This is a genomic window from Janthinobacterium sp. NKUCC06_STL (assembly GCF_019345455.1).
Taxonomy (GTDB): Bacteria; Pseudomonadota; Gammaproteobacteria; order Burkholderiales; family Burkholderiaceae_D; genus Janthinobacterium; species Janthinobacterium rivuli.
Window position 1 is genome coordinate 163493 of sequence record NZ_JAHKQY010000012.1, and the last position, 25794, is coordinate 189286.

Below are 25794 nucleotides of genomic sequence, written 5' to 3' on the forward strand. Positions count from 1 at the left end.
ATCGTTCGGTCAATCCGCTATTTTACGTGGTTGCCGCCACGACGTCCCATTTTCCGCCGCCAACGCCAGCCGTGCGACATGAACGAGACAATTGGTGATAATTTGGCAGTTACCTGAATGATAAGATCTGCAATCCGTCCAGCCTGACCGGTTCCCCATCGCAAGCTTAACCTGACACGCATTCCATGCACTTTTCCCGCTTTTGCCTCCTCGCCTCCCTTTACGCCTGCCTGCTGCCCGCCATGGCCCAGGAAAAACCGGCGGCGCCGGGCGAGGCGGTGAATCAGGAAATGCAGCAGATCGTCGACGTGCAAGGCACGCGCGATCCCGACCTGCGCCCCTACCGCACCATGCTCAGGGGACTCGACGCGTATGCCGACCACCAGCGCCTGGCGCCAGCCGCGCCGCTGCGCTTCATGCTGATACCCGCCACGCCCCAGGCCAGGCTCGATGGCGTGACCCTGCACCTGTCAGCCGACAACCTGTCGATCCCCGTGCCGCTGGCGGCGGATGGCGGTTTCACTTTGTCGCGCGACAAGACCGCCTACGATGCGAATGCCGACCTGGTCAGCAACAAGAAGCGCGACACCTTGCGCTGGCGCGCCGACATCCACACGCCGGGCTTGCCGCAGAACGTGCGCCGCCTGGGCGACTTGCGCCTGGAATGCGAAATCCGCTGGGCCGTCGAGCAGGATGAGCTGTCTTTTGTACGGCGCAACCTGTTCCGCCTGGCGGGCGGACCGTGCCACTCGTCGCTGATCCACGTGCCGTTTCCCGTGGCCCGCAAGCTGCTTGCCGTGCAGGCGCGCTCGGGCGAGCGCACCCTGGACATCCGCCTCACGCAAGACCGCCAGCGCTACGTGCCGCCGCTGCATGACGTGAACTGGGACGACGATACCCTGCTGACCCTGACGTACGCCGACGAGGGCAAGATGGCTGGAGCCGCTCCGGCAGCGCCCTTGCAGACAATGCAGCATCAGTGAGGCGCGCCCGGGAAGCCAGGTCAAATATTTCCACATGGATTTTTATATTTACTGAAAGAAACAAAAAAGTATGCTCTAATATCGCCTCTTAAATGAAAAGCAATTATTTTCCAGGCTGGTTCCCGCCGGGGAGATAGGCGATGGGGATAGTGCGATATGATGATGGAACACACTGGCAAGGCGCCCAAGCGCGTGCCGCGCAATGACTGGAAGAAGGAATGCCGGCAGTTGCAGGGGCAAGTGGCGCAGCTGGAAGAGCGGTTGAAGCGCCAGAGCGCGGACAGCTATGGCTTGCAAGTGCTGTATGACCAACTGGTCAATGAAATCAAGCATCACCGCGACATGTTGCAGCTCGACAGTTTTGACGCGGACAAATCGTCGCTCGTCTACACGCAAGCCTGGCGCCGCTTCATGGCCGGCGATGCGCTCGACTACCAGACGCACCGCCACACGAACTCCCGCAGCCGTCCGAGTTTGCTTTAGTTAAAGCTCCGCCAGCGCCTTCACGTGCGCCGCCACGCTGCGGCCCAGGGACGACAGGTTGTAGCCCCCTTCCAGGCAGCTGACGATGCGGCCCTTGCCATACTGATTGGCCACGGCCATCATTTGCTGCGTCATCCACGTGTAGTCGGCCTCCACCAGGCCCATGCCGCCCACGTCGTCTTCACGGTGGGCGTCGAAACCGGCGGAAATGAAAATCATCTGCGGCTGCTGCCGGTGCAGCGCGGGCAGCCAGTGGTCGAGCACCAGCTGGCGCACGGCGTCGCCCTTCGAGCGGGCCGGCACGGGCACATTGACGCGCGTGTCCGTGTACGATTCCACGTCGCTGTACGGATAGAACGGGTGCTGGAAAAAGCTCACCATCAGGATGCGCGGATCATTTGCCACGGACTCGGCCGTGCCATTGCCATGGTGCACATCGAAATCGACGATGGCGACCCGTTCCAGGCCGCGCACGTCGAGCGCATGCTTGGCGGCGATGGCGATATTATTGAACAGGCAAAAACCCATGGGCTCGCTGGGCCGCGCGTGGTGGCCGGGCGGGCGGATCGCGCAAAAGGCGTTGCTGATCTCGCCATCGATGACGGCGTCCGTGGCCGCCACGGCCGAGCCAGCGGCGGCCAGCGCCGCGTCATAGCTGTGCGCGTTGAGCAGGGTGTCGCCGTCGAGCGGGTAATAGTCACCGGCCTGCGGCACATTGTCGCGCACCAGGCCGATGGCCGTCGCACTGTGGTTGCGCTCGATATCGGACAATTGGGCATGCACGCCATCGCGGTGCTCGACCAGGTCGCTGATGTGCGCGAGGATCAATTGATCATTGATGGCCTGCAAGCGGGCCGGCGATTCGGGATGCCAGTCGCCCATTTCATGGCGCTGGCAATCGGGATGGGTATAAATGGCTGTGCTCATGCGCTGTACTGGTTACCTCTGTCTCTGTCCGTTCTCCGGGAACACTGCATGGCATTCCTGTTCGCCCTGCGCGTTCTCGCATAAAATCACTGGCCGGTCTGTGCCGCTACTGCACTAATCTACCACGAGCACGGCACGGGCGGGCGGCACGGCTTGACCTGGCCAAAGCGATTGTAAATTAAATAATCCGACTTACTGTGATAGAAATAGCATGTTTTCGAAAATACACCAGGCCGCACAGCAGATCGGCGAAGTTCTCGTCGGCAAACACTTGCAGATCCGCCAGGCCCTCGCCTGCGTGCTGGCCGGCGGCCACCTGCTGATCGAAGACGTGCCCGGCGTGGGCAAGACGACTCTGGCGCACGCGCTGGCCATCTCGCTGGGCCTGCAATGGAAGCGCCAGCAATTCACGAGCGACCTGCTGCCCGCCGACGTGGCCGGCATGAGCGTGTATGACCGGGGCAGTGGCAGCTTCATCTTCCACCCTGGCCCCCTGTTTACCCAGGTGCTGCTGGCCGACGAGATCAACCGCGCCACGCCGAAGACGCAATCGGGCTTGCTCGAAGCGATGGAAGAGCGGCAAGTGACGCTCGACGGCGTCACGCGCGCGCTGCCGCAGCCGTTTTTCGTCATCGCCACGCAAAACTGCGCGCACCAGCTGGGCACCTTCCCCCTGCCCGAATCGCAGCTCGACCGTTTTCTCATGTGCGTCACCCTGGGCTACCCCGATGCGGCCGCCGAACGGGAACTGCTGCTCGGTGCCGACCGCCGCGCCATGCTGCAAACCTTGCCGGCCGTCATGAACGCGGAAGAATTGCTGCAGGCGCAGGCAGGCCTGCGCGCCATCCACGCCTCGGTCGCCGTCGTCGACTACGTGCTGGCTCTCGTGCATGCCACCCGCGTGCCGGGCGTGTTTGCCGATGGCCTGAGCCCGCGCGCCGCGCTGGCCCTGCTGCAGGCGGCGCGCGCCTGGGCCGCCCTGGCCGGACGCGACCACGTCACGCCCGACGATGTGCAAGCCATAGTCTTACCCGTCTGCGCCCACCGCCTGCATGCCGCGCAAGGGTCCACGGACAGCCGCACCCTGCTGCAGCAATTGCTGCTGGCAACTCCCGTCTGACCGCCATGCGCCTGCGCACCATCCGCTGGCTGCCGGCGCGCCCCTGGCTGGGCGCGCAGCGCGTGCACATCCGCCCCTCGCGCGCGGGCCTGGCATTTGCCGCGCTGCTGCTGGCGCTGTGGATCGCCGCCGTCAATTACCGCCTGGGCCTGGGCTATGCGCTCACATATTTCGCGGCCGCCTGCGCCATCGCCGACATGCTGTTTGCCAGCCGCAACCTGGCGGGCCTGGCGCTGGCTGCCACGCCAGGCCAAGCTGTGTTCGCGGGCGGCCACGCCACGTTCACCTTGCGCCTGATCAACCGCAGCACACGCCCGCGCCATGCGATCCAGCTGGCCGTGATCGATTCCAGCGCAGCGCCCAGCCTGGCCGATATCGATGCCCACGGGGAAACGGCCATCCATATCGTCGTAGCGGCGCGGCAACGCGGCTGGCTCGATGCCCCGCCCTTGCGCCTGTCCGGCAGTTTCCCGCTGGGCCTGTTTGTTGCCTGGTGCCATTGGCAACCCGAGGCGCGCGTGCTCGTGTATCCGCAGCCCGAGCAGAACGCGCCGCCACTGCCCTTGCCGGCCGGGACAGAACAGCCGACAAAGCAGACACCACAACAGCCACACTCGTCCGGCGGCGCCCTGGAACTGGCCGGCGTGCGCGCCTACCAGCCAGGCGATCCCTTGCACCGCCTGGCCTGGCGCCAGATCGCCCGGCATGACGGCGAGCATTTATTCAGCAAGCAATTCCAGCCAGCCGCCGACGCGCAAGCAGGCGCAGCCCGTGGCAGCATCGTGTTCGATCTCGCCACTCTGCACGCGCTGGCGCCGGAAGCGCGTTTGTCCCGCCTGGCCGCCTGGGTGCTGCAGGCGGAACGCACGGGCTTGCCATATGGCTTGCGCCTGGGCGCGCTGACTCTGGCGCCGGCCCTGGGCGCCAGCCAGCGCGACGCCTGCCTGCGCGCGCTGGCGCTCCATGATGTGCCGCACGATTTGCCACAGGGTTCGCCGCACAATTGGCGGCACGATTGGCCGCCAGCGCAGGCGACGCCATGAAAGCCTGGCTGAGCAACTTGCCGCGCGACAAGGCCGACATCGTGCTGCTGTTGCTGGCCACCGCCATGGTGCTGGCGCCGCACGCGCTGCACCTGCCCCCGTGGCTGTCGGCCGCCGCCGCAGCCCTTCTGCTGTGGCGCGCCGTCATTACCGTGCGGGGCCGGCGCCAGCCGCAGCTGGCCGTGCTCGCGCCGCTGGCCTTGCTCGGCATCGCCGCCGTCTACGCCAGCTATGGCACCGTGCTGGGACGCGATGCGGGCGTGGCCATGCTGGCCCTGCTGCTGGCCCTGAAATCGCTGGAAATGCATGGCCGGCGCGACATCTTCGTCTTTGTTTTCCTCAGTTTTTTCCTCCTGCTGGCGAACTTCTTCCATGCGCAAGGCATCCTCAGCGCCGCCTGGATGCTGGCCACCGTCATCGTCCTGCTGGCAGGCCTGTTGTCGGCCCAGTACGGCGCCGTGCAGCCGCGCCTGGCGCAAAGGCTGCGCTTGCTGGGTCGCATGCTGGCGCTGGCCCTTCCCCTGTCGGCCGTACTGTTTCTGGCCGTGCCACGCATCGACGGCCCCCTGTGGGGCGCGGCGCCGGAAGGCGCGCAGGCGCGCACGGGCTTGTCCGACAGCATGCAGCCGGGTGCCATCGCCTCGCTGGCTCTGTCAAGCGAACCCGTCTTCACAGCCCGTTTCACTACACCACTCCCGCCGCAAGACCAGCTGTATTGGCGCGGCGTCGTGCTGGGCGACTTCGACGGCGCCACCTGGACGCGCCGGGGCGCTGGCCAACGCGCACCGGCCAGCGACAACCGGATAGACATCGCACTGGAAGGCCAGCCCAGCCACTACGAAGTGACCTTGCAAGCGAGCGGCCAGCGGCGCATCTTCGCGCTCGACGTGCCGCGCAGCATCGAACGCCTGCCCGGCAATCCGTATGTGGTCTCGTCCGCGCTGGAAGTGCTGACCATACAGCCTATTACTTCGACCGTCCGTTACCGCGTCAGTTCCCTGCCACGCTACCGGCTGCAGGCCGGCCTGTCGCTCGCGCAACAACAGCCATGGCTGGCCTTGCCCGCTGGCAGCAACCCGCGCAGCATCGCCTGGGCCCGCGCACTGCGCGGCAGCGGCGCACAGGCGCTGGCACCCGCCGATGCCATCGCCGCCGTACTCACGCATTTCCGCCGCGCACCTTTCCGCTACACCCTGCAGCCGCCACTGCTGGGCAAGCATGGCGTCGACGACTTCCTGTTTACCACGCAGGCGGGCTTTTGCGAGCATTACGCGGGCAGCTTTGTCGTGCTGATGCGCGCCATGGGCATACCCGCGCGCGTCGTCACCGGTTACCAGGGCGGCCTGCGCAACGGCACGGACAACAGCCTGAGCGTGCGCCAGTCCGACGCCCATGCGTGGAGCGAGGTGTGGCTGGCCGGCCGGGGCTGGGTGCGCGTCGATCCCACCGGCGCAGTCGCGCCCCTGCGCACCGAACGCAACCTCGACGCCGCCCTGCCGCCGGCCCCGTCGCCGCTGACGGCGTGGCGCGCGCTGGCCGGCCTCGATGGGGGCGCGCACGTGGCGGTGGCCGCATGGCGCCAGCAATGGCAGCAGGCCGAGCACGTCTGGAGCCGCTGGGTACTTGACACCACGCCGCAGCGCCAGCGCGCCATGCTCGATGGCTTGAAAAACGTGCCCGCAAAAAAGCTGGCACTCGCTTGCGCCGTGCTGGCCCTGCTGGCGGCCGTGGCTGGCGCGCTGGTCTGGTGGCGGCAGGCGCGGCAAGGCGATCCGCTCGACGCCCTGTACGCGCAGTTTTGCCAGCAGCAGGCGCGGCGCGGCTACAGCCGTGCGCCGCATGAAGGCCCGCACGGTTATGCTGCGCGGCTGGCCGCAGGCAAGGCCACACAAGAGGCGCACGCCGCCATCGCACAGTTTCTGGCAATCTATGCCGCGATGAAGTATGGTAATGCCAACCCAGACGAACAATTCCGCGCGCGGCGCAGCTTGCGCCGCCTGTTAACCCAATGCCGATGAGACGCTCCTTGTTACCGATCAAATACCCCGCCCTGTCCCTGCTCCTCGCCCTTCCCCTGTGCCTGTCCACCGCGCATGCTGGCGAAAACAGCAATATTTCCGCTGCCGACCGGGCCCGTGCCGTGCGCGCGGCCAAGGCGCCACCCGCCAAGACAGCGGCCAAAAAAGCACCGGCGAAATTCGACTTCGAAGGCGAATTTGTCGACTATGCCAACTGGAAAGAAGTACGCGCCTTCCTCGACGAGATGTCCGCCAAACACGGCTTTAACCGCGCCGAACTCGATGTCCTGATCGGCAAGGTGCGCTATGTCGAGTCGACCGTGCAGCTGATGAAGCCGGCGCCACCGGGCAAGCCGAAGAACTGGCAAGCGTACAGCGCCCGCTTCATCGAGCCGGTGCGCATCAATGCGGGCGTGAAATTCTGGGAAGAGAATGCCGATGCGCTGGCGCGCGCCGAACGCGAATATGGCGTGCCGGCCGAGATCATCGTCGGCATCATCGGCGTGGAAACTGTCTACGGACGCAACACGGGCCGTTTCCGCGTGCTCGACGCGCTGACGACCCTGGCGTTTTCCTACCCGGAAAGCCCGACCCGCGCCGCGCGCATGGAGTTTTTCAAGGGAGAACTGGAAAACGCGCTGCTGTACGCGCGCAAGGATGGCATCGATCCCTTGACCCTGCTCGGCTCGTATGCGGGCGCCATCGGCCTGCCCCAGTTCATGCCTAGCAGCATCATGAAATATGCGGTGGACTTTGATGGCGATAGTCACATCGACCTGCGCAATTCCACAGCCGACGCCATCGGCAGCGTCGCGCATTTCCTCGTCGAGCACGGCTGGCGGCGCGACGACCCGGCCATCAGCACCTATCCCGTCACCGTCTCGGCCAGCCGCGCCTGGGAAAAATTCATCGGCCAGGGCTTGCAAGCGAAGTACCGGCTGGCGGAAATGAAGGAGGCGGGCGTGAGTGCCAGCCCGTCCACACCCCAGAACATGCTGTTTGGCCTGATCGATCTGCAAAATGGTTCAGAAGCAACTGAGTATCACTTGGCAACCAATAACTTCTTTGCTATAACTCAGTACAACAGAAGTTATTTTTATGCCATGTCAGTGATCGACTTGGGCAAGGCCATCAGTCAAGTGCGCGCACGCTAACCGAAAGTCAGTGTAAAGTTATAATATTACTTGTAAGAAAGCGTAAGGGATGTTGAAGCGACCAGAAAACAAGTCTATGGTAGGGCCGATAACATGTGCCAGCCTTGCTCGCCAGCCTTTGTGCGGCACGGAATACGGAAATGGTTTTATACTTAACTTTTGTCAAAGTACAATTTTTGTTCTATCATAGAGCATAATAAAGAATAAATAGGTGTTGCAACAAGACAACACCTATTTTGTACAAAGCAAGATTGCTGGGCTTTCCGGCCTGAAATTGAATCCTGTTGTACAATTGTGTATATATTACGAAAAACTGTATCCCGGATCGTACCGTGTGTGAATTCGTTCCTTTTAGTAAAGAATGAACATGAACGCAGCAAGAGCGAGCTCCGAGTGTTTTTTACTTTGCAGTGCAACTACAGAAGGAACAATAACATCATGACAAACCAAGTCGGCATTGATATGAACAGCGATTCGGACTCCGACGATCTGCTCCAGTACAACCCAAACAGACTGCTCGATACCCTGATCGAAAACCTGCGCCTGAAAAACGACGCAGCCCTGTCCCGCGCGCTGGAAGTAGCGCCACCAGTCATCAGCAAAATCCGCCACCACCGCCTGCCGGTCGGCGCATCGCTGCTGATCCGCATGCACGAAGTCAGCGACCTGAGCATCCGCGACCTGCGTTACCTGATGGGTGACCGTCGTAACAAATTCCGCATCAGCGACAAGCAATTCAAGCCAAAAGAAGGCGAAACGCCACAAGGCTGATCCTGCCAGTTACGCAGGTTTTCCCTCCCCGCCATGGGGAGGGGGTATTTCCAGCAGTTCCCAGGCCGTTCTGGCCGACATTATTTTCCCGTATCAACTATCAAGCAGGAAACACGCCGGTCGAGAGATAGCGGTCGCCGCGATCGCACACGACAAACACGATCGTCGCGTTTTCCACCGTTTGCGAGATGCGCAGCGCGATTTCGCAGGCACCGGCTGCCGAGATGCCGCAGAACAAGCCCTCTTCCGCCGCCAGGCTGCGCGCCATGCGTTCAGCCACGCCTTGGCTCACGTACTCCACCTGGTCGACGCGCGACTTGTCGTAGATTTTCGGCAGGTACGCTTCCGGCCACTTGCGGATACCGGGAATCTGCGAACCGTCTTCAGGCTGGGCGCCGATGATCTGGATGGCGGGATTCTGTTCCTTCAAATAGCGCGATACGCCCATGATGGTGCCCGTCGTGCCCATGGCGCTGACGAAATGCGTAACCTGGCCATTCGTATCGCGCCAGATTTCCGGCCCGGTGCTTTCATAGTGGGCGCGCGCATTGTCTTCATTGGCGAACTGGTCGAGGATGATGCCACGGCCATCCTTCTGCATCTGCTCGGCCAGGTCGCGCGCATATTCCATGCCGCCCGTCTTCGGCGTCAATAAAATGTCGGCGCCGTAGGCGGCCATGCTCTGGCGGCGCTCCACGCTGAGGTTATCGGGCATCAGGAGCAGCATCTTGTAGCCGCGCAAGGCGGCGGCCATGGCCAGCGCGATGCCCGTATTGCCGCTGGTCGCCTCGATCAGGGTATCGCCCGGCTTGATGACGCCGCGCTCTTCAGCGCGCTTGAGCATGGACATGGCCGCGCGGTCCTTCACCGAGCCGGCTGGATTATTGCCTTCCAGCTTGCCCAGGATGACGTTGTTGCGCGCAAGCGCATCGGCACCCGGCAAGCGCGTCAGCTGCACCAGCGGGGTATTGCCTATCGTATCTTCAAGTGTCTTGTAAGCCATCGTGTCTGTTTGAGTAGGTTCAACAAAGACCCATTCTAATATGAGATGCCGGCCTGCGTATCGCTGATCGGCTCCAGCAGCCGGGCCCGCGCGCGCCCCTTGCTGCGCCGCCACATGCGGCATGGCGCCTGCCGCGCCGCCATTTCCGGGCGTACACAAGGGGTATTGCGGCAGGCGCGCGCCGCATGCGCTAGACTCGTCACTGTTAGTTATTTTTGTTATTTGCTTATTCAGCCTCCGAACGGACTCGCCATGGCCAGCAGCACACCCGAATTCATTCCCGAAACGACGCAGGACGATCCCGTCCAGTTCGCCACGCTCGACTTGCAGGGCCGCAGCCACCAGATCTCGCCCGTCTTCAATGGGCTCGAACTGCAGCGCTTGCAGCGCTATGGCACGCTGCAGCGCTTTGCCGATGGCGATACCCTGTTCGAGGCGGGCAGCAGCAGCTTCGGCATGCTGGTGATACTGTCCGGGCGGGTCAGCATCAAGCGCCACGAAGTGATGGGACAGGCGTCCGTCCTGCGCGAAGTGGGCGTCGGCCACTTCATTGCCGAAGTGGCGCAATTGTCCGGCCGCCCCACCCTCGTCAACGGCAGCGCCGTGGGCGCCGTGGAATTGCTCGACATCAGTTCGGAATCCCTGCGCGCGCTGATCGTGGCCGAGGCGGAGATGGGCGAACGCATCGTGCGCGCCCTGATCCTGCGCCGCGTGGCGCTGATCGAATCGAATTCGGGCGGCCCCGTGCTGGTAGGGCCGCGCGGCAATGGCAATCTGTTCCACCTGCAAAGTTTTCTGTCGAGCAATGGCCATCCGCACACGGTGCTTGATCCGTCCACCGATGCGGCCGCCGCCGCGCTGGCCGAGCGCTACCAGCCTACGCCGCAGGAATGGCCGCTGGTGGTCTGTCCTGACGGCAAGATCATGAAGAATCCCGGCAATGCGGAACTGGGACGCTGCCTGGGCATGCTGCCCGATTTGTCCGGTGACAAGATTTTTGATGTGCTGGTGGTGGGCGCCGGCCCCGCCGGCCTGGCCACGGCCGTGTATGCCGCCTCCGAAGGCCTCACCGTGCTGGCGCTGGAACAGCGCGCGTACGGTGGTCAGGCGGGTGCCAGCGCGCGCATCGAAAATTACCTGGGTTTTCCCACCGGCATTTCCGGCCGGGCCTTGGCGGGACGCGCCTATGTGCAGGCGCAAAAATTCGGCGTCGAAATCGCCACGCCGGCCAGCGCCGCCAACCTGCTGTGCGACACCTGGCCCCTGCGCGTCAATCTGTGCGACGGCACGCAGGTGCGCGCCCGCACGGTGGTGCTGTCGTGCGGCGCGCGCTACCGCCGCCCCTCGCTGGCCAACCTGAAAACGTATGAGGGACGGGGCGTGTATTACTGGGCCTCGCCCATCGAAGCCAAGCTGTGCCGGCAGGAAGAGATCATCCTCGTTGGCGGCGGCAACTCGGCCGGCCAGGCGGCCGTGTTTCTATCCAGTCACGCCGCCAAGGTCCACATGGTGATCCGCGGCGAAGGCCTGGCGGCCAGCATGTCGAGCTATTTGATCGAGCGCATCGCCGCCACGCCCAACATCACTTTGCACACGCACACGGAAATCATCGCCCTCGAAGGTGACGACGATGGCTTGACAGAGGTGCGCTGGCGCAACAACCAGACAGGCAAGGAAGCCGCTTGCGCCGTGCGCCGCGTCTTCCTGTTTGTTGGCGCCGATCCGAACACGGACTGGCTGCACGACTGCGCCGTGGCCGTCGACGAACAGGGTTTCATCCGCACGGGCTTCGACGTCACGCGCGCCGAATGCCGCGCCCACGGCCATGCTGCGCATTTACCCTACCCGCCACCGGACTTGCCGGAGCGGGCCGCGCTGGAAACAAGCGTGCCGGGCGTGTTCGCCATCGGTGACGTGCGGGCCGGCTCCACCAAGCGCGTGGCCGCCGCCGTCGGTGAAGGCGCGGCAGTTGTTTCCCAGATTCACGGCTTCCTGGCGCGGCTGCCGGCCGGTTCCGCCTGAAAATCGTGCATTGTAGAAACTGCTACAATCGGCTGTTGCCATCCCGCTGAAAGAGTCCGCATGCCCCACACCACCCGGCTTTTCCCGCGCCGCAGCATGCCCGCGGTGCGCTGACGGTGCGCCGCATGCTCGTCAAATTGCTGCTGCTGGCCACCTTGTTTGCCATGCTCAGCATCGCCGCCCTGTACAGCTACGGGCGCTTCGCGGAACGCTCGCTGGGCGCGCCTGGCACGGCCCTGCCCGTGGCGATGGATGCCACCCTGCTCGACCGCGTGCTGGCGCCGCAACTGGCGCAACGGCCCGGCCACAGCGGCACGGCGTTGATCGACGACAATCTGGAAGCGTTCGCCCTGCGCGCCCTGAGCGCGCGCGAAGCGGGCCGCAGCCTCGACCTGCAATACTACATTTGGCATAACGACGTCACGGGACGGCTGCTCGTGCGCGAACTGCTGCGCGCGGCCGACCGCGGCGTGCGCGTGCGCGTATTGCTCGACGATATCAACGCGCGTGGCCAGGACGCCGCCATCCTCGCGCTCGACAGCCACCCGCTGATCGACGTACGCATGTTTAACCCGGGCCGCAACCGCGACGGCATCTGGTTGCGCGCCACGGAAATGGCCTTGCGCGCCGTCAGCCTGAACCGGCGCATGCACAACAAGGCCTGGATCGTCGACGGCAGGGTTGCCCTCGTCGGCGGACGCAATATCGGCGATGAATATTTCGATGCCGCAGAACAAGTCAATTTTCAGGATGCCGACCTGCTGCTGGTGGGCCCCGCCGTGCAGCAGACGAGCGACATCTTCGACCGTTTCTGGAACAGCCGCGCCGTCATCCCCATCCGCGCCTTGCACGCTGGCAAGGACGCGGGCGCGCCGGAGCTGCAGGCTGTGCGTGCCCGCCTCGACGCACTGACGGGCGAACTCGGCGCTTCACCCTACCTGCGGCAACTGACGGATGCGGGCCAGTTGCAAGCCCACCTCGATGGCCGCCTGCGCCTGCACTGGAGCGAAAAAGTGCAGGTGCTGTCGGATCCGCCGGAAAAAGCCGCGCCCGTGGCCAGTTTGCAGCGCAGCGAGCGCTGGCTCATTCGCAGCTTGCTGCCCCTGCTGACGGAGGCGCGCGCGGAAGCGCTGCTGACTTCGCCATACTTCGTGCCCGGTGCGGCGCTGACGCACACCCTGGGCGAAAAAGTCGCCGCCGGCGTCCAGGTCCAGGTGCTGACCAACTCGCTGGCCGCCACCGACGTGGCCCTCGTGCATGCGGGCTATGCGCGCTACCGCCAGGCGCTGCTGGGCGGCGGCATCGAACTGTATGAATTGAAGACCCAGCACCGCAAGCGCATCAGCCTGATGGGGTCGAGCCGCGCCAGCCTGCATACCAAGGCCATGGTGGTGGACGGCCAGCGGGGTTTCGTCGGCTCCTTCAACCTCGACCCGCGCTCGGCCCAGCTCAATACGGAGATGGGCATGCTGTTCGACGATGCCGCGCTGGCGGCCGACATGCGCGCGCTGTTCCACCATTCGACGGCGAGCGACACCAGCTACCGTTTGCTCCTCGACAACGGCGCCCTGCGCTGGTCCGACGCCACCGAAGTACCCGCCAAAGTGTGGACGCACGACCCGGAAGCGGGTATCTGGCGCCGCATGCTGGTGTCCGTGATGCGCTGGCTGCCGATCGAGTCGCAGCTGTAGCAGCATAAAAAAAACCCCGCGCGGCCGGTACCACGCGGGGTTTTCTTCTCGTGCTGCGCGGCACCACCACGCAGCACGCCTTCAGCAACACGCTTACTTTTTCTCGGCTTCAGCCTTCTTCGCGTCGGCAGCAGCCAGTTTGGCTTCCTTCTTCGCCGCCGCTTCCGCAGCCTTGGCTTCTTTCTTGGCGGCCGTTGCCGCTTTCTTCGCGGCAGCGGCTTCCTTCTTCGTCTCGGCAGCCGTTTTCACGGGGGCGGCATCGGCGGCGGCTGGCGCAGTGGCGGCGGCAGGGACGACCTTGGCGGCGGCGGCTTCTTTCTTGGCGGCGGCAGCGGCGGCCTTGGCTTCTTTCTTCGCGGCAGCAGCTTCTTTCTTCGTTTCAGCGGCTGTCTTGGCTGGCGCCGCAGCGGTGTCGGTCGCAGCAGCTGGCTTCGGTGCGGCTTCTTTCGCTGCAACTTCCTTCACAGCAGTTTCCTTTTTTGCCGGGGCAGCTTTCGCCGCCGGAGCAGGCGCCGCTGGCGCGCCGGACTTGGCCTGGCCATTCACTTGCAAGCCCGCTTCCGACAGCTTCAACGAACTTTTCGGGCCGATGCCCTTCACGCGGGTTTCAAAATCGGCCCAATCCTTGAAGGCGCCGCCCTTGGCGCGTTCATCGATGATGGCTTTCGACGTGACGGGGCCGATGCCCTTGACGCTATCGAGTGCCGCCTGGTCCGCCTTGTTGACATCGACCTGGGCAAAGGCAAAGCCCATCGTCGCAATCAGGGTGGCGATGGCCAGCAGTATTTTTTTGAACATGGATATCTCTCCGTAAGGTGGTTTTAAGATGACTCGAACGCAAAGGAGGAACAGCGCCTTAACGGCTTAACGGCTGTGGCGTGATACGGTTGACAAGACGGGACAGCGGAATGGCGGGGAAACCTGCGCCAGATCAAACGGACTGGCGCAGGCGAGATGCGGCATACAGCGGCATAGTTACTGCGGGAACAGCTCTTCCCGGGTGACGGTGGCCGTGCCCAGCTTGCCGACGACGATGCCGCCGGCGCGGTTGGCCGTGCGCACGGCGTCGCCCAGGCTCATGCCGGCGCCCAGCATGGCTGCCATGGTGGCGATCACCGTGTCGCCAGCGCCCGAGACGTCGAATACTTCGCGCGCATCGGTCGGCATGTGCAGCACTTCATCGGCCGTGTACAAGCTCATGCCTTCTTCCGAGCGCGTCAGCAGCAAGGCGTCCAGGCCCAGCTGCGCGCGCATCTGTTGCGCGCGTTCCGTGAGTTGCTCTTCCGTGCTCCAGTTGCCGATCACGCGGCGTAGTTCCGATTTATTCGGAGTGAGCACTGACGCTCCGGCATAGCGGCTGAAATCATCGCCTTTCGGGTCGACCATGACGATCTTGCCGGCCGCCCGGGCCGCCTTGATCATCTCGGCCACGTTCACCAGACTGCCTTTGGCGTAATCGGACAGGACCACCACATCATAGTGCGGCAAGAGGGCATTGAACTGCGCCAGCTTGTCGCGCAGCACCGTATCGCTGGGCGCATCCTCGAAGTCGATGCGCAGCATCTGCTGCTGGCGGCCGATCACGCGCAGCTTGATGATGGTGGAAATGGCCGCATCGCGCTGCAGATAGCTGTGGATGCCGCCGCCTTCGAGCAGGCGCTCGACCTGGCTGCCGGCCTCGTCGTCGCCGACCACGCCCAGCAAGCTTGTCTTCGCGCCCAGCGCGGCCGCGTTGCGCGCCACGTTGGCCGCACCGCCCAGGCGCTCTTCGCGCTTCTCGATGCGCACGATGGGCACGGGCGCTTCCGGCGAAATACGGCTGACGTCGCCGAACCAGTAGCGGTCCAGCATCACATCGCCCACCACCAGCAGGCGTACCTGGGCCAATGCGGCCGGCGCCGTCAAGGCGACCACCTCTTGGGCGCTCATGCGCGCGTCAGGATCGAGCGGCCGATCCCGTGGTATTCGATGCCGTTCTCAGCCATGACCGCCGGCTCGAACAGGTTGCGTCCGTCAAAGATCACGGCCTGCTTGAGGCGCGCCTTGACCTGCTCGAAGTCAGGGCTGCGGAAGGCTTTCCATTCGGTCACGATGACCAGCGCATCGGCGTCCTGCAGCGCATCTTTCGAGCTGTCGGCAAAGCGCACCTTGGCCAATTGCTCCGGCGTCAGGTCCAGCTGCAGCACGCGGCGCGCCTCGGCCATGGCGACGGGGTCGTACACGGCCACGGTGGCGCCGCGTCCCAGCAAGTCGGCCAGCAGCACGCGGGCCGACGCTTCGCGCATGTCGTCCGTATTCGGTTTGAAGGCCAGGCCCCACACGGCGAAATGCCGGCCCGTCAGGTCTTCGCCGAAGCGAGTGACCACTTTGCGTCCCAGCACCTGCTTCTGCTGGTCGTTGACGGCCTCGACGGCGCGCAGGATCAGCAATTCCTGGCCGTGCCCGCGCGCCGTGCGCTCGAGCGCCTGCACGTCTTTCGGGAAGCAGGAACCGCCATAGCCGCAACCGGCGTACAGGAAGCTGTGGCCGATGCGCGGGTCGGAACCGATGCCGTGGCGCACGGCTTCGATGTCGACGCCCACCTTGTCGGCCAGGTTCGCCAGTTCATTCATGAACGAGATGCGCGTGGCCAGCATGGCGTTGGCCGCATACTTCGTGAATTCGGCCGAGCGCACGTCCATCCAGTAGGTTCGTTCATGGTTGCGGTTGAACGGCGCGTACAGGCTTTTCAGCAATTCGCGCGCGCTCTCTCCGTCCGGCGTGGCGTCGACGCCGATGACGATGCGGTCGGGACGCATGAAGTCTTCGACGGCCGCGCCTTCCTTGAGGAATTCCGGGTTTGAGGCGACCGAGAACGTGGCGGCCACGCCCCGCGCGTCGAGTTCGCCCTGGATGGCGGCGCGCACTTTTTCAGCCGTGCCGACGGGCACGGTCGACTTGTCGACGATGACCTTGAAGTCCGTCATGTACTTGCCGATGCCGCGCGCGGCGGCCAGCACGTATTGCAGGTCGGCCGAGCCGTCTTCATCGGGCGGCGTGCCGACGGCGATAAATTGCATCACGCCGTGTGCGGCGGCCGCCTCGATGTCGGTGGAAAAGGTCATGCGTCCGGCGGCGCGGTTGCGCGCCACGACTTCTTCCAGGCCCGGTTCATGGATGGGGATGCCGCCGCTGTTGAGCAAGGCGACCTTCTGTGCGTCCAGGTCGAGGCAAAAGACGTCGTTGCCCAGCTCCGCCAGGCAGGCGCCGGTCACGAGGCCAACATAGCCGGTGCCGATAATAGTGATTTTCATGGATGTACCGTATGGATAAAAAGCAGGTCTTACATAGAAGTACACGCCACATTGCTCAGGGCAAGGTGACGTGTACGAATCAGTTCATGACATTGAGTTCTTCTGTGCGGCGTGGTGGGTAAGTCTCCCACTTGTTGCAGCCAGGGCAGTGCCAGTAGAACTGGCGCGCCTTGAAGCCGCAGTGGCTGCACTGGTAGCGGGCCAGCTTTTGCGTGTAGCCGTGCACGAGGTTTTTCACCATCGACAGCTCGGACCAGATGGCGGCCGGCGCATCCATCATGCGCGCTTCCAGCAGTTTATCGAGGCCCAGCAGGGTCGGCGTGCGGCGCAGCTCTGCGCTGACCAGCTGCTTCGCCGCTTCCACGCCGTCGAGTTCGATGACGGCCTTGAAGACGACTTCGATCAGGTCGATCGACGACGCCTCTTCCAGGTAGGAGCGCAGCAGGTTGACGCCTTCCTGTGGACGGCCCAGCTTGGTGTACCCATCCATCAGGCGCTGCGCCACCAGGGCCACGTGCGGCACGCTTTGCTGCTCCACGCGGCGCCAGGTGGTCAGCGCGCCTTCCACGTCGCCGCGCGCCAGCAGCACGTCGCCCGTCAGGATGGTGGCGCGCACGCTCTTGCGGTCCGTCTGCAAGGCTTTTTCCAGCAGCGGCATGGCCTCGTCCGGCTTCATGTGCACGAGGGCGTCATGCGCCAGTTCGCAATAGAACTGGGCGATTTCCTTCTGGCGCGCGCCGGCGCCCGATTCCTGCAAGCCCACGGCCGCTTCGATGGCGCGTGGCCATTCCTTTTCGCGCTGGTAGATTTCCAGCAGCGCGCGGCGCGCCTGGGCCGCATATTGCGTGTCGATCAGGCTATTGAAAGTTTCTTCGGCGCGGTCCAGCAGACCCGCCTTCAGGTAATCCATGCCCAGCTCGTAGGCGGCGTGGCCCTGCTGTTCCAGCGGCAGGTCCGGGCGCGCCAGCAAGTTCTGGTGCACGCGGATGGCGCGCTCCGTCTCGCCGCGGCGGCGGAACAGGTTACCCAGCGCAAAGTGCATATCGGCCGATTCCGGGTCCAGCTTGACGACTTCGATGAAGGCGTCGATCGCCTTGTCATGCTGTTCATTGAGCAGGAAGTTCAAGCCCTTGAAATAATTGCGCGGCAGGCTGCGCGATTCGGACACCAGTTGATGAATGTCCACACGCGCGGCGATCCAGCCCAGCGCGAAAAACATCGGGATACCCAAGAGCCACCAGAGTTCAAAATCCATGCGATTGTTTTTATTCGAGTAAGAGAGATAGGAGCGACGGCGGCGCTTACTGCGCGCTCACGCTGTCCGGTTGCGGCTGGACATTGCTGGCCACGCCAACGGTCTGCAGCGCGGCAATGGTGGTTTTTTGCTTGGTCGCTTCGCGGCGGTGACGGAACACGGTCGGCGTCAGGGCCAATACGCCCAGGCTCGCGCCAGCGACAAAAAAGCCCAGCAGCATCAGGACCAGGGGGCCGCGAATTTCATAATTGAGAAAAACATGCAGGTCAACAACCTGCGCATTCTTCAGCGCAAAACTGAAGAACAGGACGAAAAGAACACAGCCAACGATGGTGGAGATGATTTTCATCGATACGTCCAGAAAGTACAAAAAATGCCTGTATGGCACAACCTTGGAATGCCTGACAGAAGCGTAGCGAGCGTCAGTGATTTGTGGCCAAGAAGCGCAACCGTACTTGAGTACGGTGAGCATCGCAGGCCGCAAAGCGCGACGCGCAGTAGCTTATGTCAGGTATTCTCAGCATATTAACAAAAAAAGCGGCATCCAAGGACGCCGCTCTTTATGTCGCCTTCCAGCAGACGATTAATCCTCGATAATCGGTTGCCCGACCATCGCGTCCACGCGCTCGCGCAACTGTTTGCCCGGTTTGAAGTGGGGCACCCGTTTTTCAGGAACCATCACCTTGTCGCCGGATTTCGGGTTGCGGCCGATGCGCGGGGGCCTGCTGTTCAGGGCAAAACTGCCAAAACCGCGGATCTCGATACGCTGACCCGTCGCCAGGGCGTTGGTCATCGCATCGAGAATGGTCTTGACGGCATACTCCGCATCTTTCGCCACCAGCTGAGAATAACGCTCAGCGAGGCGGTTGATCAGCTCGGACTTTGTCATCTGCCGTATCCGCAGTCTTAGTTCTTGTTATCGAACTTAGCTTTCAACAAGGCGCCCAGGCTGGTGGTGCCCGAAGCTGCGTTGTTGTCGGTAGCTGCCATCTTCTGCATGGCTTCCTGGGTTTCAACGTTGTCTTTCGCTTTGATCGACAGTTGGATACCACGGGCTTTGCGGTCGATGTTCAACACCATTGCTTCGACGGTGTCGCCGACTTTCAGGTGCGTACCAGCATCTTCAACGCGGTCGCGCGAGATTTCGGAAGCGCGCAGGTAGCCTTCAACTTCTTCGGACAGTTGGATCACGGCGCCTTTAGGCTCAACCGATTTAACGGTACCGGTTACCAGCGAGCCTTTGTCGTTCATGGCTGCGAAGTTGTTGAATGGGTCACCTTCCAGTTGCTTGACGCCCAGGGAAACGCGCTCGCGCTCAACGTCGATGGCCAGAACGATGGCTTCCAGTTCGTCACCTTTCTTGAAGCGACGCACGGCTTCTTCGCCGGTTTCGGTCCAGGACAGGTCGGACAGGTGCACCAGACCGTCGATGTTGCCGGCCAGGCCGATGAACACGCCGAAGTCGGTGATCGATTTGATCGCGCCGCGGACTTTGTCACCTTTCTTATGGGTAACACCGAAGTCGTCCCATGGGTTGGCTTTGCACTGTTTCATGCCCAGCGAAATACGACGACGCTCTTCGTCGATTTCCAGAACCATCACTTCTACTTCGTCGCCCAGTTGGACAACTTTGTTAGGAGCAACGTTTTTGTTCGTCCAGTCCATTTCGGAAACGTGTACCAGACCTTCGATACCCTGTTCCACTTCAACGAATGCGCCGTAGTCGGTCAGGTTCGTTACTTTACCGAACAGACGGGTGCTTTGTGGGTAACGACGGGACAGACCGGTCCAAGGATCGTCGCCCAGTTGTTTCACGCCCAGCGAAACACGGTTTTTCTCTTGATCGTATTTCAGGACTTTGGCGGTGATTTCCTGGCCAACCGTCAGTACTTCCGACGGGTGACGTACACGGCGCCATGCCAGGTCGGTGATGTGCAGCAGGCCATCGATACCGCCCAGATCCACGAACGCGCCGTAGTCGGTGATATTTTTGACGACGCCGGTCACGACCGTGCCTTCTTTCAGCGTTTCCATCAGTTTCTGACGCTCTTCGCCCATCGAAGCTTCGATGACGGCGCGGCGGGACAGAACCACGTTGTTACGCTTGCGATCCAGCTTGATCACTTTGAATTCGAGGGTTTTGCCTTCGAATGGGGTCGTGTCTTTGACAGGACGGGTATCAACCAGCGAGCCCGGCAGGAATGCGCGGATGCCGTTGGTCAACACGGTCAGACCGCCTTTGACTTTACCATTGACGGTACCGACGACGATTTCGCCCGATTCCATCGCTTTTTCCAGAGCCAGCCACGAAGCCAGACGCTTGGCTTTATCGCGCGACAGGATGGTATCGCCGAAACCGTTTTCCAGCGATTCGATCGCCACGGAAACGAAGTCACCAACTTTGACTTCCAGTTCGCCGTGGTCGTTTTTGAATTCTTCGACAGGGATGAATGCTTCGGATTTGAGGCCAGCGTTCACGATCACGAAATTGTGGTCGAGGCGCACGACTTCAGCGGAAATAACTTCGCCGGAGCGCATATCTTGACGCGACAACGATTCCTCGAAGAGCGCAGCAAAACTTTCCATACCGGTAGATTCGTTAGTTGTAACAGTAGACATAGGGTTCACACAGGTTATCCAGCAGAGATCGCACGATGCGACTTAAACTGGGTTAGGTTTTTGACACACCCGGACAGGCCAGGAGCCGTCAACGGGCACCACATAGCATAGTAATCACACTATTTTGCAACTGACGCATACCATTTCAACACGGTTTCGACGGCCTCATCAGCCGTCATTGCCGACGTATCCAGGACATGCGCCCCTTCCGCAGGGACCAGCGGCGCAATCGCACGGTGAGTATCACGTTCGTCCCGCGCCTGCAAATCCATCAGAAGGTCTTCCATATTAGCAGAAAAACCCTTGTCTATCAATTGCTTGTAGCGCCGTTGCGCGCGCGCCTCGACGCTGGCCGTCAGGAACACCTTCAATGGGGCATGCGGGAAGATCACCGTGCCCATGTCGCGCCCGTCGGCCACGAGGCCCGGCGTCTTGCGAAAGCCCAGCTGCAAACCCACGAGCGCATGGCGCACCGTTGGCAATACAGCAATCTTCGACGCCGTATTGCCCACTTCTTCGGCACGGATCTGCTCGGTGACGTTTTCATGCGCCAGCAGGATCTCGCCGCCGGCAAAATGGCAAGGCAGGTGTTCGGCCAGCTTGGCCAGCGCGTGCTCGTCGCGCAAGTCCGTGCCGCGGCGCAGCGCGCTCAAGGCAGTCAGGCGGTACAACGCGCCCGAATCGAGGTAATGAAAGCCCAGCTTGTCGGCCACACGGTGCGCCACCGTGCCCTTGCCGGAAGCGGTGGGGCCGTCGATGGCGATGACTGGGATGTTGGAGGTCGGCATAGTATTAGGCAATCAATTAAATCAAGGTATCTTTGGCAATCCCCGCAAACGCGGCGAAATACTCGGGGAAGGTCTTGGCCACGCATTTCGGGTCGTTGATGCGCATCTCGTTGCCGCGGCGCGCGGCGCCATCGAGCGAGGCGAGCGAGAAGCACATGGCCATGCGGTGGTCATCATACGTGTCGATGGTGGCAGCAAGAATCTGCGCTGGCGGCGTCACGCGCAGGTAGTCGGTGCCCTCTTCCACTTCGGCACCGAGTTTGCGCAACTCCGTGGCCATGGCGGCCAGGCGGTCCGTTTCCTTCACCCTCCAGCTGGCGATATTGCGCAAGGTCGAGGTGCCGTCCGCGTACAGGGCGGCCACGGCGATCGTCATGGCCGCATCGGGAATATGATTAAAATCCATGTCGACGGCCGTCAAGACGCCGTTCGAACGGGCCTCGATCCAGTTCTCGCCCATGGTGATGGTCGCGCCCATCTGCTGCAAGGCTTCGACGAAGCGCACGTCGCCCTGGATGCTGTCGCGCCCCACGCCTTCCACGCGCACGGGACCACCGCCGATGGCGCCGGCCGCCAGGAAATACGAAGCAGACGACGCATCGCCTTCGACGTGGATCGTGCCCGGACTTTGATACTGCTGGCCCGGCTGCACGGTGAACGACTGCCAGCCGTCATGCTCGACCGTCACGCCAAAGCGGCGCATCAGGTTCAGGGTGATCTCGATATACGGCTTCGAAATCAGCTCGCCCGTGACGTCGATGGTGACCGCATGGTCGCGCGCCATCAGCGGCGCCACCATCAGCAGGGCCGTCAAGAACTGGCTCGACACGTTGCCGCGCACGGCGATGCGCTGCGCGTGGATGTGGCCGCGGCGGATGCGCAGCGGCGGGAAGCCCTGCTCGCCCGTGTATTCGATTTGCGTGCCGACGGCGTTCAGCGCGTCGACCAGGTCGCCGATCGGGCGCTCGTGCATGCGCGACACGCCATGCAGGGTGTAGTCGCCACCGATCACGGCCAGGGCCGCCGTCAGCGGGCGGATCGCCGTGCCGGCATTGCCCATGAACAGGTCCGCCTCGTGGTGCGGAAAGACGCCGCCGCAGCCTTCCACGTGGTGGATCTGGTGAGCGGTGGCCGGGTCGCCCGTCAATTCATCCTGCGTCCACTTCACGCCCAGCGACGTCAATGCCGTCAGCATGACGAAGGTGTCGTCGGAGGCGAGCAAGTCGATGATCTTCGTCGTGCCCTTGGCCAGCGCGGCCAACAGCAGCACGCGGTTGGAAATGCTTTTCGAGCCGGGCAGGCGCACCGTGCCCTCGGCATGCATCACCGGCTTCAAGTCGATATGGTGGGGGTAGTGCTTGGTCTGGGTCATGCTGGAATCCTTGAGTATTTATCGTGTGGGCGCGGGCGGCACTTCCGCCGTTTCAATCGCCTCGATCCATTGCTGCCGCGCGTGCTGGGCGTTCGCGTACACGCCTTCGATGGCGGCGCCGTCGTTCGCGGCCAGGTGGGCGCGCAAGGTCGTCAACTGCGCCAGGTAGGCGTCCAGTTCATGCAGCAGCGCCGGCTGGTTGGCCAGGCTGATGTCGCGCCACATTTCCGGCGATGAGCCGGCGATGCGCGTAAAGTCGCGAAAGCCGCTGGCCGCATATTGGAACAGCAGGCCCGCGTGCGGTTTGTTGGCAATGTCGTCGACCAGCGCAAAGGCCAGCAAATGCGGCAGATGGCTGACGGCGGCAAACACCTTGTCATGTTCTTCGGGGCTCAAGGTGTGCAGGATGGCGCCGCAGGCGCGCCAGGCGGCTGCCACCCGTTCGACGTCGTCCGCGGCGTTTTCCGCCAGCGGCGTGAGCACCACTTTCTTGCCTTGATACAGATCGATGATGGCCGCGTCGGGACCGTTCGTCTCGCGGCCCGCGATCGGGTGGCCGGGCACGAATTGCCCGACCTTGCCACCGAGCGCCGCGCGCGCGGCCGCCACCACGTCGCTCTTCGTGCTGCCCGCATCGGTGACGATGGTGCCCGGCTGCAGGTGCGGCGCGATGGATGCCAGGATGGCGCCCGTCTGCGCCACGGGCGCAGCCAGCAGCACCAGGTCGGCGCCATGCAAGGCTTGCGCCATGTCGCCGCCGATGGCGTCGATGATGCCCAGTTCGAGCGCGCGCGCCATCGACGCCGGCGAGCGGCCCATGCCAACTACCGTGCCGCCCGCGCCCGCGTGCTTGAGGGCGCGCGCGAACGAGCCGCCGATCAGGCCTACGCCAAAGATAACTACCTTGTTCAGTGCAGGCGTCGTCATATCGTCAGGCCAGCGCTTTCGTCAACGCGGCGATGAAGATGGCGTTTTCCTGCGGCAGGCCGATGGAAATGCGCAGCCATTGCGGCAAGCCATAGCTGCCCACGGGACGCACGATCACGCCCTGCTTGAGCAGCGCCAGGTTCACGCGCGCGCCCGCTTCATCGTCGTCGCCCACTTTCACCAGCACGAAATTGCCGTGCGACGGCACGAATTCCAGGCCCAGTTGCGCAAACGCCTCCGTGAACTGCTGGTAGCCGGCAGCGTTGTTGCGCGCACTCTGCTCCAGGAAGGCCTTGTCGTTCAGGGCGGCAATCGCGGCCGCCTGCGCCAGCGAGTTGACGTTGAACGGCTGGCGGATGCGGTTCATCAGGTCCGTCAGCACGGGCTGGGCGATGGCAAAGCCGATGCGCAGGCCGGCCAGGCCGTAGGCCTTCGACAGGGTGCGCGACACCACCAGGTTCGGATACTGGCGCACCCACGCCGTCGACTCGTACTGGTCATCGGCCGACAGGAATTCGTTGTAGGCCTCGTCCAGCACGACGACGACATGCGCCGGTACTTTCTTGAGGAAGGCTTCCAGCTGCGCCGCCGTCAGGAAGGTGCCGGTCGGGTTGTTCGGGTTGGCGATGAAAATCAAACGCGTGTCGTCGGCAATCGCCGCCGCCATGGCGTCCAGATCATGACCGTAAGCTTGCGCCGGCACGACGAGGTGGCGCGCGCCCAGGCCTTGCGTGGCCAGTGCGTACACGGCGAACGAATACTGCGAGTACACGACGGATTGGCCATGCTGCACGAAAGCGTGCGCGGCGATTTCCAGAATGTCGTTGCTGCCATTGCCCAGGGTGATCCAGTCGGCCGGCACGTCATAGCGCTTCGACAGCACTGCCTTCAAGTCGAAGCCGTTGGCGTCCGGGTAGCGGCCCAGGTCATCGATGGCGGCGATCATCGCCTGCTTGGCCGATTCCGGCATGCCGTACGGATTTTCATTCGACGCCAGCTTGACGATGGCTGCCTCGTCGAGACCGAATTCGCGCGCGACTTCCGCGATCGGTTTGCCGCTCTGGTAAGGGGCGATGGCGCGGACGTATTCTGGACCGATATTTTTAGACATGGTGTTCTTTAAAAGTTGGTGAATGATTAGGCTGGTGGTTTTTGTTGGGTTACGCTGCGCTAACCCAACCTACGGCTTATTGTAGGTCGGATTAGGCCGCAGGCCGTAATCCGACACCACCGTCGGCGTCACAGACTGACCGGATACGACCCCAGCACCTTGAAAAACGCCGCATTGCTCTGCAGCTCGCCCAGCGCCTGGGCGACGGCCGTGTCGTGCACGTGGCCTTCCACGTCGACATAGAAATAATACTCCCAGCTGCCCATGCGCGCCGGGCGCGACTCGAAGCGCGTCATCGACACGCCGTGCTTGGCCAGGGGCGCCAGCAACTGGTACACGGCGCCGGCCTTGTTCGGCACGGCCAATACCAGCGAGGTCTGGTCCTTGCCCGACGGCGCCGTCTGCAAGGTGCCCACGACGGCAAAGCGCGTGCGGTTGTGCGGATCGTCCTGGATATGGCCCTTGACCACGCCCAGCTTGTACTGCGCGCCGGCCAGTTCGCTGGCAATCGCCGCCACCGTACCGTCTTCGCCGGCCATGCGGGCCGCTTCGGCGTTCGAGGCGACGGCGTGGCGCGCAACGTTCGGATAATTCTGGTTCAGCCACACCTGGCACTGCGCCAGCGCCTGCGAATGGGCGCAGATGGCGGTGACGCCATCCATGTTGCCGCTCTTCGTCATCAGGCTGTGGTGCACGGCGATCGCCACTTCGCCGCTGATGATGAGGCTGGTCTGCAGCATCATGTCCAGGGTGCGGTTGACGGCGCCTTCCGAGGAATTTTCGATCGGCACGACGCCGAAGTCCGCCGTCCCCGCCTCGGCGGAACGGAATACTTCATCGATGGACGCGCACGGCAAGCCTTCGACGGCGCTGCCGAACTGCTGATACACGGCCTGTTCGCTGAAGGTGCCGGCCGGGCCAAGGTAGGCCACGGTCACGCGCTTTTCCAGCGAGCGGCAGGACGACATGATTTCGCGGAAGATGGTCTGCACTTCGCGGTCGCCCATGGGGCCGGGATTGCGCTCGGCCACGCCGCGCAGCACCTGCGCTTCGCGCTCGGGGCGAAACACGGGCGCCTGGGTTTCGGCCTTCACGTGGCCCACTTGCTGGGCGATTTGCGCGCGGCGGTTCAGCAGTTCGAGGATTTGCGCGTCGATCGCATCGATCTGTTCGCGCAGCGGTTTCAATTTATCGGTCATGGTGGTTTGTTTCGT

23 protein-coding genes are annotated in these 25794 nt (G+C 63.2%); 9 read left to right on the forward strand and 14 right to left on the reverse strand.

Going from position 1 to position 25794, the window contains the following annotated elements; genetic code table 11:
• Positions 1-185: 185 nt before the first annotated feature.
• Positions 186-983, forward strand: coding sequence for a hypothetical protein (locus tag KO539_RS26825; RefSeq protein WP_219313117.1), 798 nt, complete (start codon positions 186-188; stop codon positions 981-983).
• Between the two features lie 156 nt (positions 984-1139).
• Positions 1140-1466 carry a hypothetical protein gene (locus tag KO539_RS26830; RefSeq protein ID WP_219313120.1) on the forward strand — a complete coding sequence of 109 codons (327 nt, stop codon included), beginning with the start codon at positions 1140-1142 and terminating at the stop codon, positions 1464-1466.
• Here KO539_RS26830 and KO539_RS26835 read toward each other — a convergent pair whose 3' ends face one another.
• Positions 1467-2393: a histone deacetylase family protein gene (locus tag KO539_RS26835; RefSeq protein WP_219313121.1), complete on the reverse strand. Its 927-nt coding sequence runs from the start codon at positions 2391-2393 to the stop codon at positions 1467-1469. It lies immediately after the preceding gene.
• Positions 2394-2604: 211 nt separating this feature from the next.
• Between KO539_RS26835 and KO539_RS26840 the strand changes: the two genes are divergently transcribed.
• The 5 genes from KO539_RS26840 to KO539_RS26860 all read left to right on the forward strand — a co-directional run bounded on the left by KO539_RS26840 (position 2605) and on the right by KO539_RS26860 (position 8499).
• Positions 2605-3513, forward strand: coding sequence for a MoxR family ATPase (locus KO539_RS26840; protein ID WP_219313124.1), 909 nt, complete (start codon positions 2605-2607; stop codon positions 3511-3513).
• 5 nt (positions 3514-3518) lie between these two features.
• A complete protein-coding gene (locus tag KO539_RS26845; RefSeq protein WP_219313126.1) occupies positions 3519-4556 on the forward strand; it encodes a DUF58 domain-containing protein in 1038 nt (345 codons plus the stop codon).
• Positions 4553-6574 (forward strand): DUF3488 and transglutaminase-like domain-containing protein, encoded by a 2022-nt coding sequence (locus KO539_RS26850; RefSeq protein WP_219313128.1) that lies wholly within the window; start codon positions 4553-4555, stop codon positions 6572-6574. The genes KO539_RS26845 and KO539_RS26850 overlap by 4 nt, the downstream gene beginning before the upstream one ends.
• 8 nt (positions 6575-6582) lie before the next feature.
• A complete protein-coding gene (mltB, locus tag KO539_RS26855) occupies positions 6583-7728 on the forward strand; it encodes a lytic murein transglycosylase B (RefSeq protein WP_257626504.1) in 1146 nt (381 codons plus the stop codon).
• Between the two features lie 438 nt (positions 7729-8166).
• Positions 8167-8499 carry a hypothetical protein gene (locus tag KO539_RS26860; protein WP_034751784.1) on the forward strand — a complete coding sequence of 111 codons (333 nt, stop codon included), beginning with the start codon at positions 8167-8169 and terminating at the stop codon, positions 8497-8499.
• A gap of 100 nt (positions 8500-8599) precedes the next feature.
• On the opposite strand, the gene cysM is transcribed toward KO539_RS26860, so the two are convergent.
• Entirely contained in the window at positions 8600-9502 is a 903-nt protein-coding gene (gene cysM, locus KO539_RS26865) for a cysteine synthase CysM (protein ID WP_219313132.1), read from the reverse strand.
• A 252-nt stretch (positions 9503-9754) separates the two neighbouring features.
• Between cysM and KO539_RS26870 the strand changes: the two genes are divergently transcribed.
• Entirely contained in the window at positions 9755-11524 is a 1770-nt protein-coding gene (locus KO539_RS26870) for an FAD-dependent oxidoreductase (protein WP_219313134.1), read from the forward strand.
• 125 nt (positions 11525-11649) lie between these two features.
• The gene (locus tag KO539_RS26875; protein ID WP_219313135.1) at positions 11650-13215 is read left to right on the forward strand and encodes a phospholipase D family protein; all 1566 of its coding nucleotides are present in this window, start codon (positions 11650-11652) and stop codon (positions 13213-13215) included.
• Positions 13216-13308: 93 nt separating this feature from the next.
• On the opposite strand, the gene KO539_RS26880 is transcribed toward KO539_RS26875, so the two are convergent.
• From KO539_RS26880 to pheA, 12 genes are all read right to left on the reverse strand, one after another.
• The gene (locus KO539_RS26880) at positions 13309-14013 is read right to left on the reverse strand and encodes a helix-hairpin-helix domain-containing protein (protein WP_099400961.1); all 705 of its coding nucleotides are present in this window, start codon (positions 14011-14013) and stop codon (positions 13309-13311) included.
• A 177-nt stretch (positions 14014-14190) separates the two neighbouring features.
• Positions 14191-15144: a D-glycero-beta-D-manno-heptose-7-phosphate kinase gene (gene rfaE1 / locus KO539_RS26885; RefSeq protein WP_219313137.1), complete on the reverse strand. Its 954-nt coding sequence runs from the start codon at positions 15142-15144 to the stop codon at positions 14191-14193.
• Complete coding sequence (locus KO539_RS26890) at positions 15141-16508, reverse strand: UDP-glucose/GDP-mannose dehydrogenase family protein (RefSeq protein WP_219313139.1); 1368 nt, start codon at positions 16506-16508, stop codon at positions 15141-15143. The genes rfaE1 and KO539_RS26890 overlap by 4 nt, the downstream gene beginning before the upstream one ends.
• A gap of 79 nt (positions 16509-16587) precedes the next feature.
• Positions 16588-17763, reverse strand: coding sequence for a lipopolysaccharide assembly protein LapB (gene lapB, locus KO539_RS26895; protein ID WP_035825667.1), 1176 nt, complete (start codon positions 17761-17763; stop codon positions 16588-16590).
• 46 nt (positions 17764-17809) lie between these two features.
• Positions 17810-18112: a lipopolysaccharide assembly LapA domain-containing protein gene (locus KO539_RS26900; RefSeq protein WP_034751796.1), complete on the reverse strand. Its 303-nt coding sequence runs from the start codon at positions 18110-18112 to the stop codon at positions 17810-17812.
• Positions 18113-18346: 234 nt separating this feature from the next.
• The gene (locus tag KO539_RS26905; RefSeq protein ID WP_008446215.1) at positions 18347-18652 is read right to left on the reverse strand and encodes an integration host factor subunit beta; all 306 of its coding nucleotides are present in this window, start codon (positions 18650-18652) and stop codon (positions 18347-18349) included.
• A gap of 17 nt (positions 18653-18669) precedes the next feature.
• Positions 18670-20382, reverse strand: coding sequence for a 30S ribosomal protein S1 (rpsA, locus tag KO539_RS26910; RefSeq protein ID WP_071650172.1), 1713 nt, complete (start codon positions 20380-20382; stop codon positions 18670-18672).
• Between the two features lie 119 nt (positions 20383-20501).
• Positions 20502-21170 (reverse strand): (d)CMP kinase, encoded by a 669-nt coding sequence (gene cmk / locus KO539_RS26915; RefSeq protein WP_219313142.1) that lies wholly within the window; start codon positions 21168-21170, stop codon positions 20502-20504.
• A 16-nt stretch (positions 21171-21186) separates the two neighbouring features.
• Positions 21187-22542, reverse strand: coding sequence for a 3-phosphoshikimate 1-carboxyvinyltransferase (aroA, locus tag KO539_RS26920; RefSeq protein WP_219313144.1), 1356 nt, complete (start codon positions 22540-22542; stop codon positions 21187-21189).
• A gap of 18 nt (positions 22543-22560) precedes the next feature.
• The gene (locus tag KO539_RS26925) at positions 22561-23469 is read right to left on the reverse strand and encodes a prephenate dehydrogenase/arogenate dehydrogenase family protein (protein ID WP_219313146.1); all 909 of its coding nucleotides are present in this window, start codon (positions 23467-23469) and stop codon (positions 22561-22563) included.
• A gap of 4 nt (positions 23470-23473) precedes the next feature.
• The gene (hisC, locus tag KO539_RS26930) at positions 23474-24580 is read right to left on the reverse strand and encodes a histidinol-phosphate transaminase (RefSeq protein WP_219313148.1); all 1107 of its coding nucleotides are present in this window, start codon (positions 24578-24580) and stop codon (positions 23474-23476) included.
• A 128-nt stretch (positions 24581-24708) separates the two neighbouring features.
• The gene (pheA, locus tag KO539_RS26935) at positions 24709-25779 is read right to left on the reverse strand and encodes a prephenate dehydratase (protein WP_035828753.1); all 1071 of its coding nucleotides are present in this window, start codon (positions 25777-25779) and stop codon (positions 24709-24711) included.
• Positions 25780-25794 lie beyond the last annotated feature (15 nt).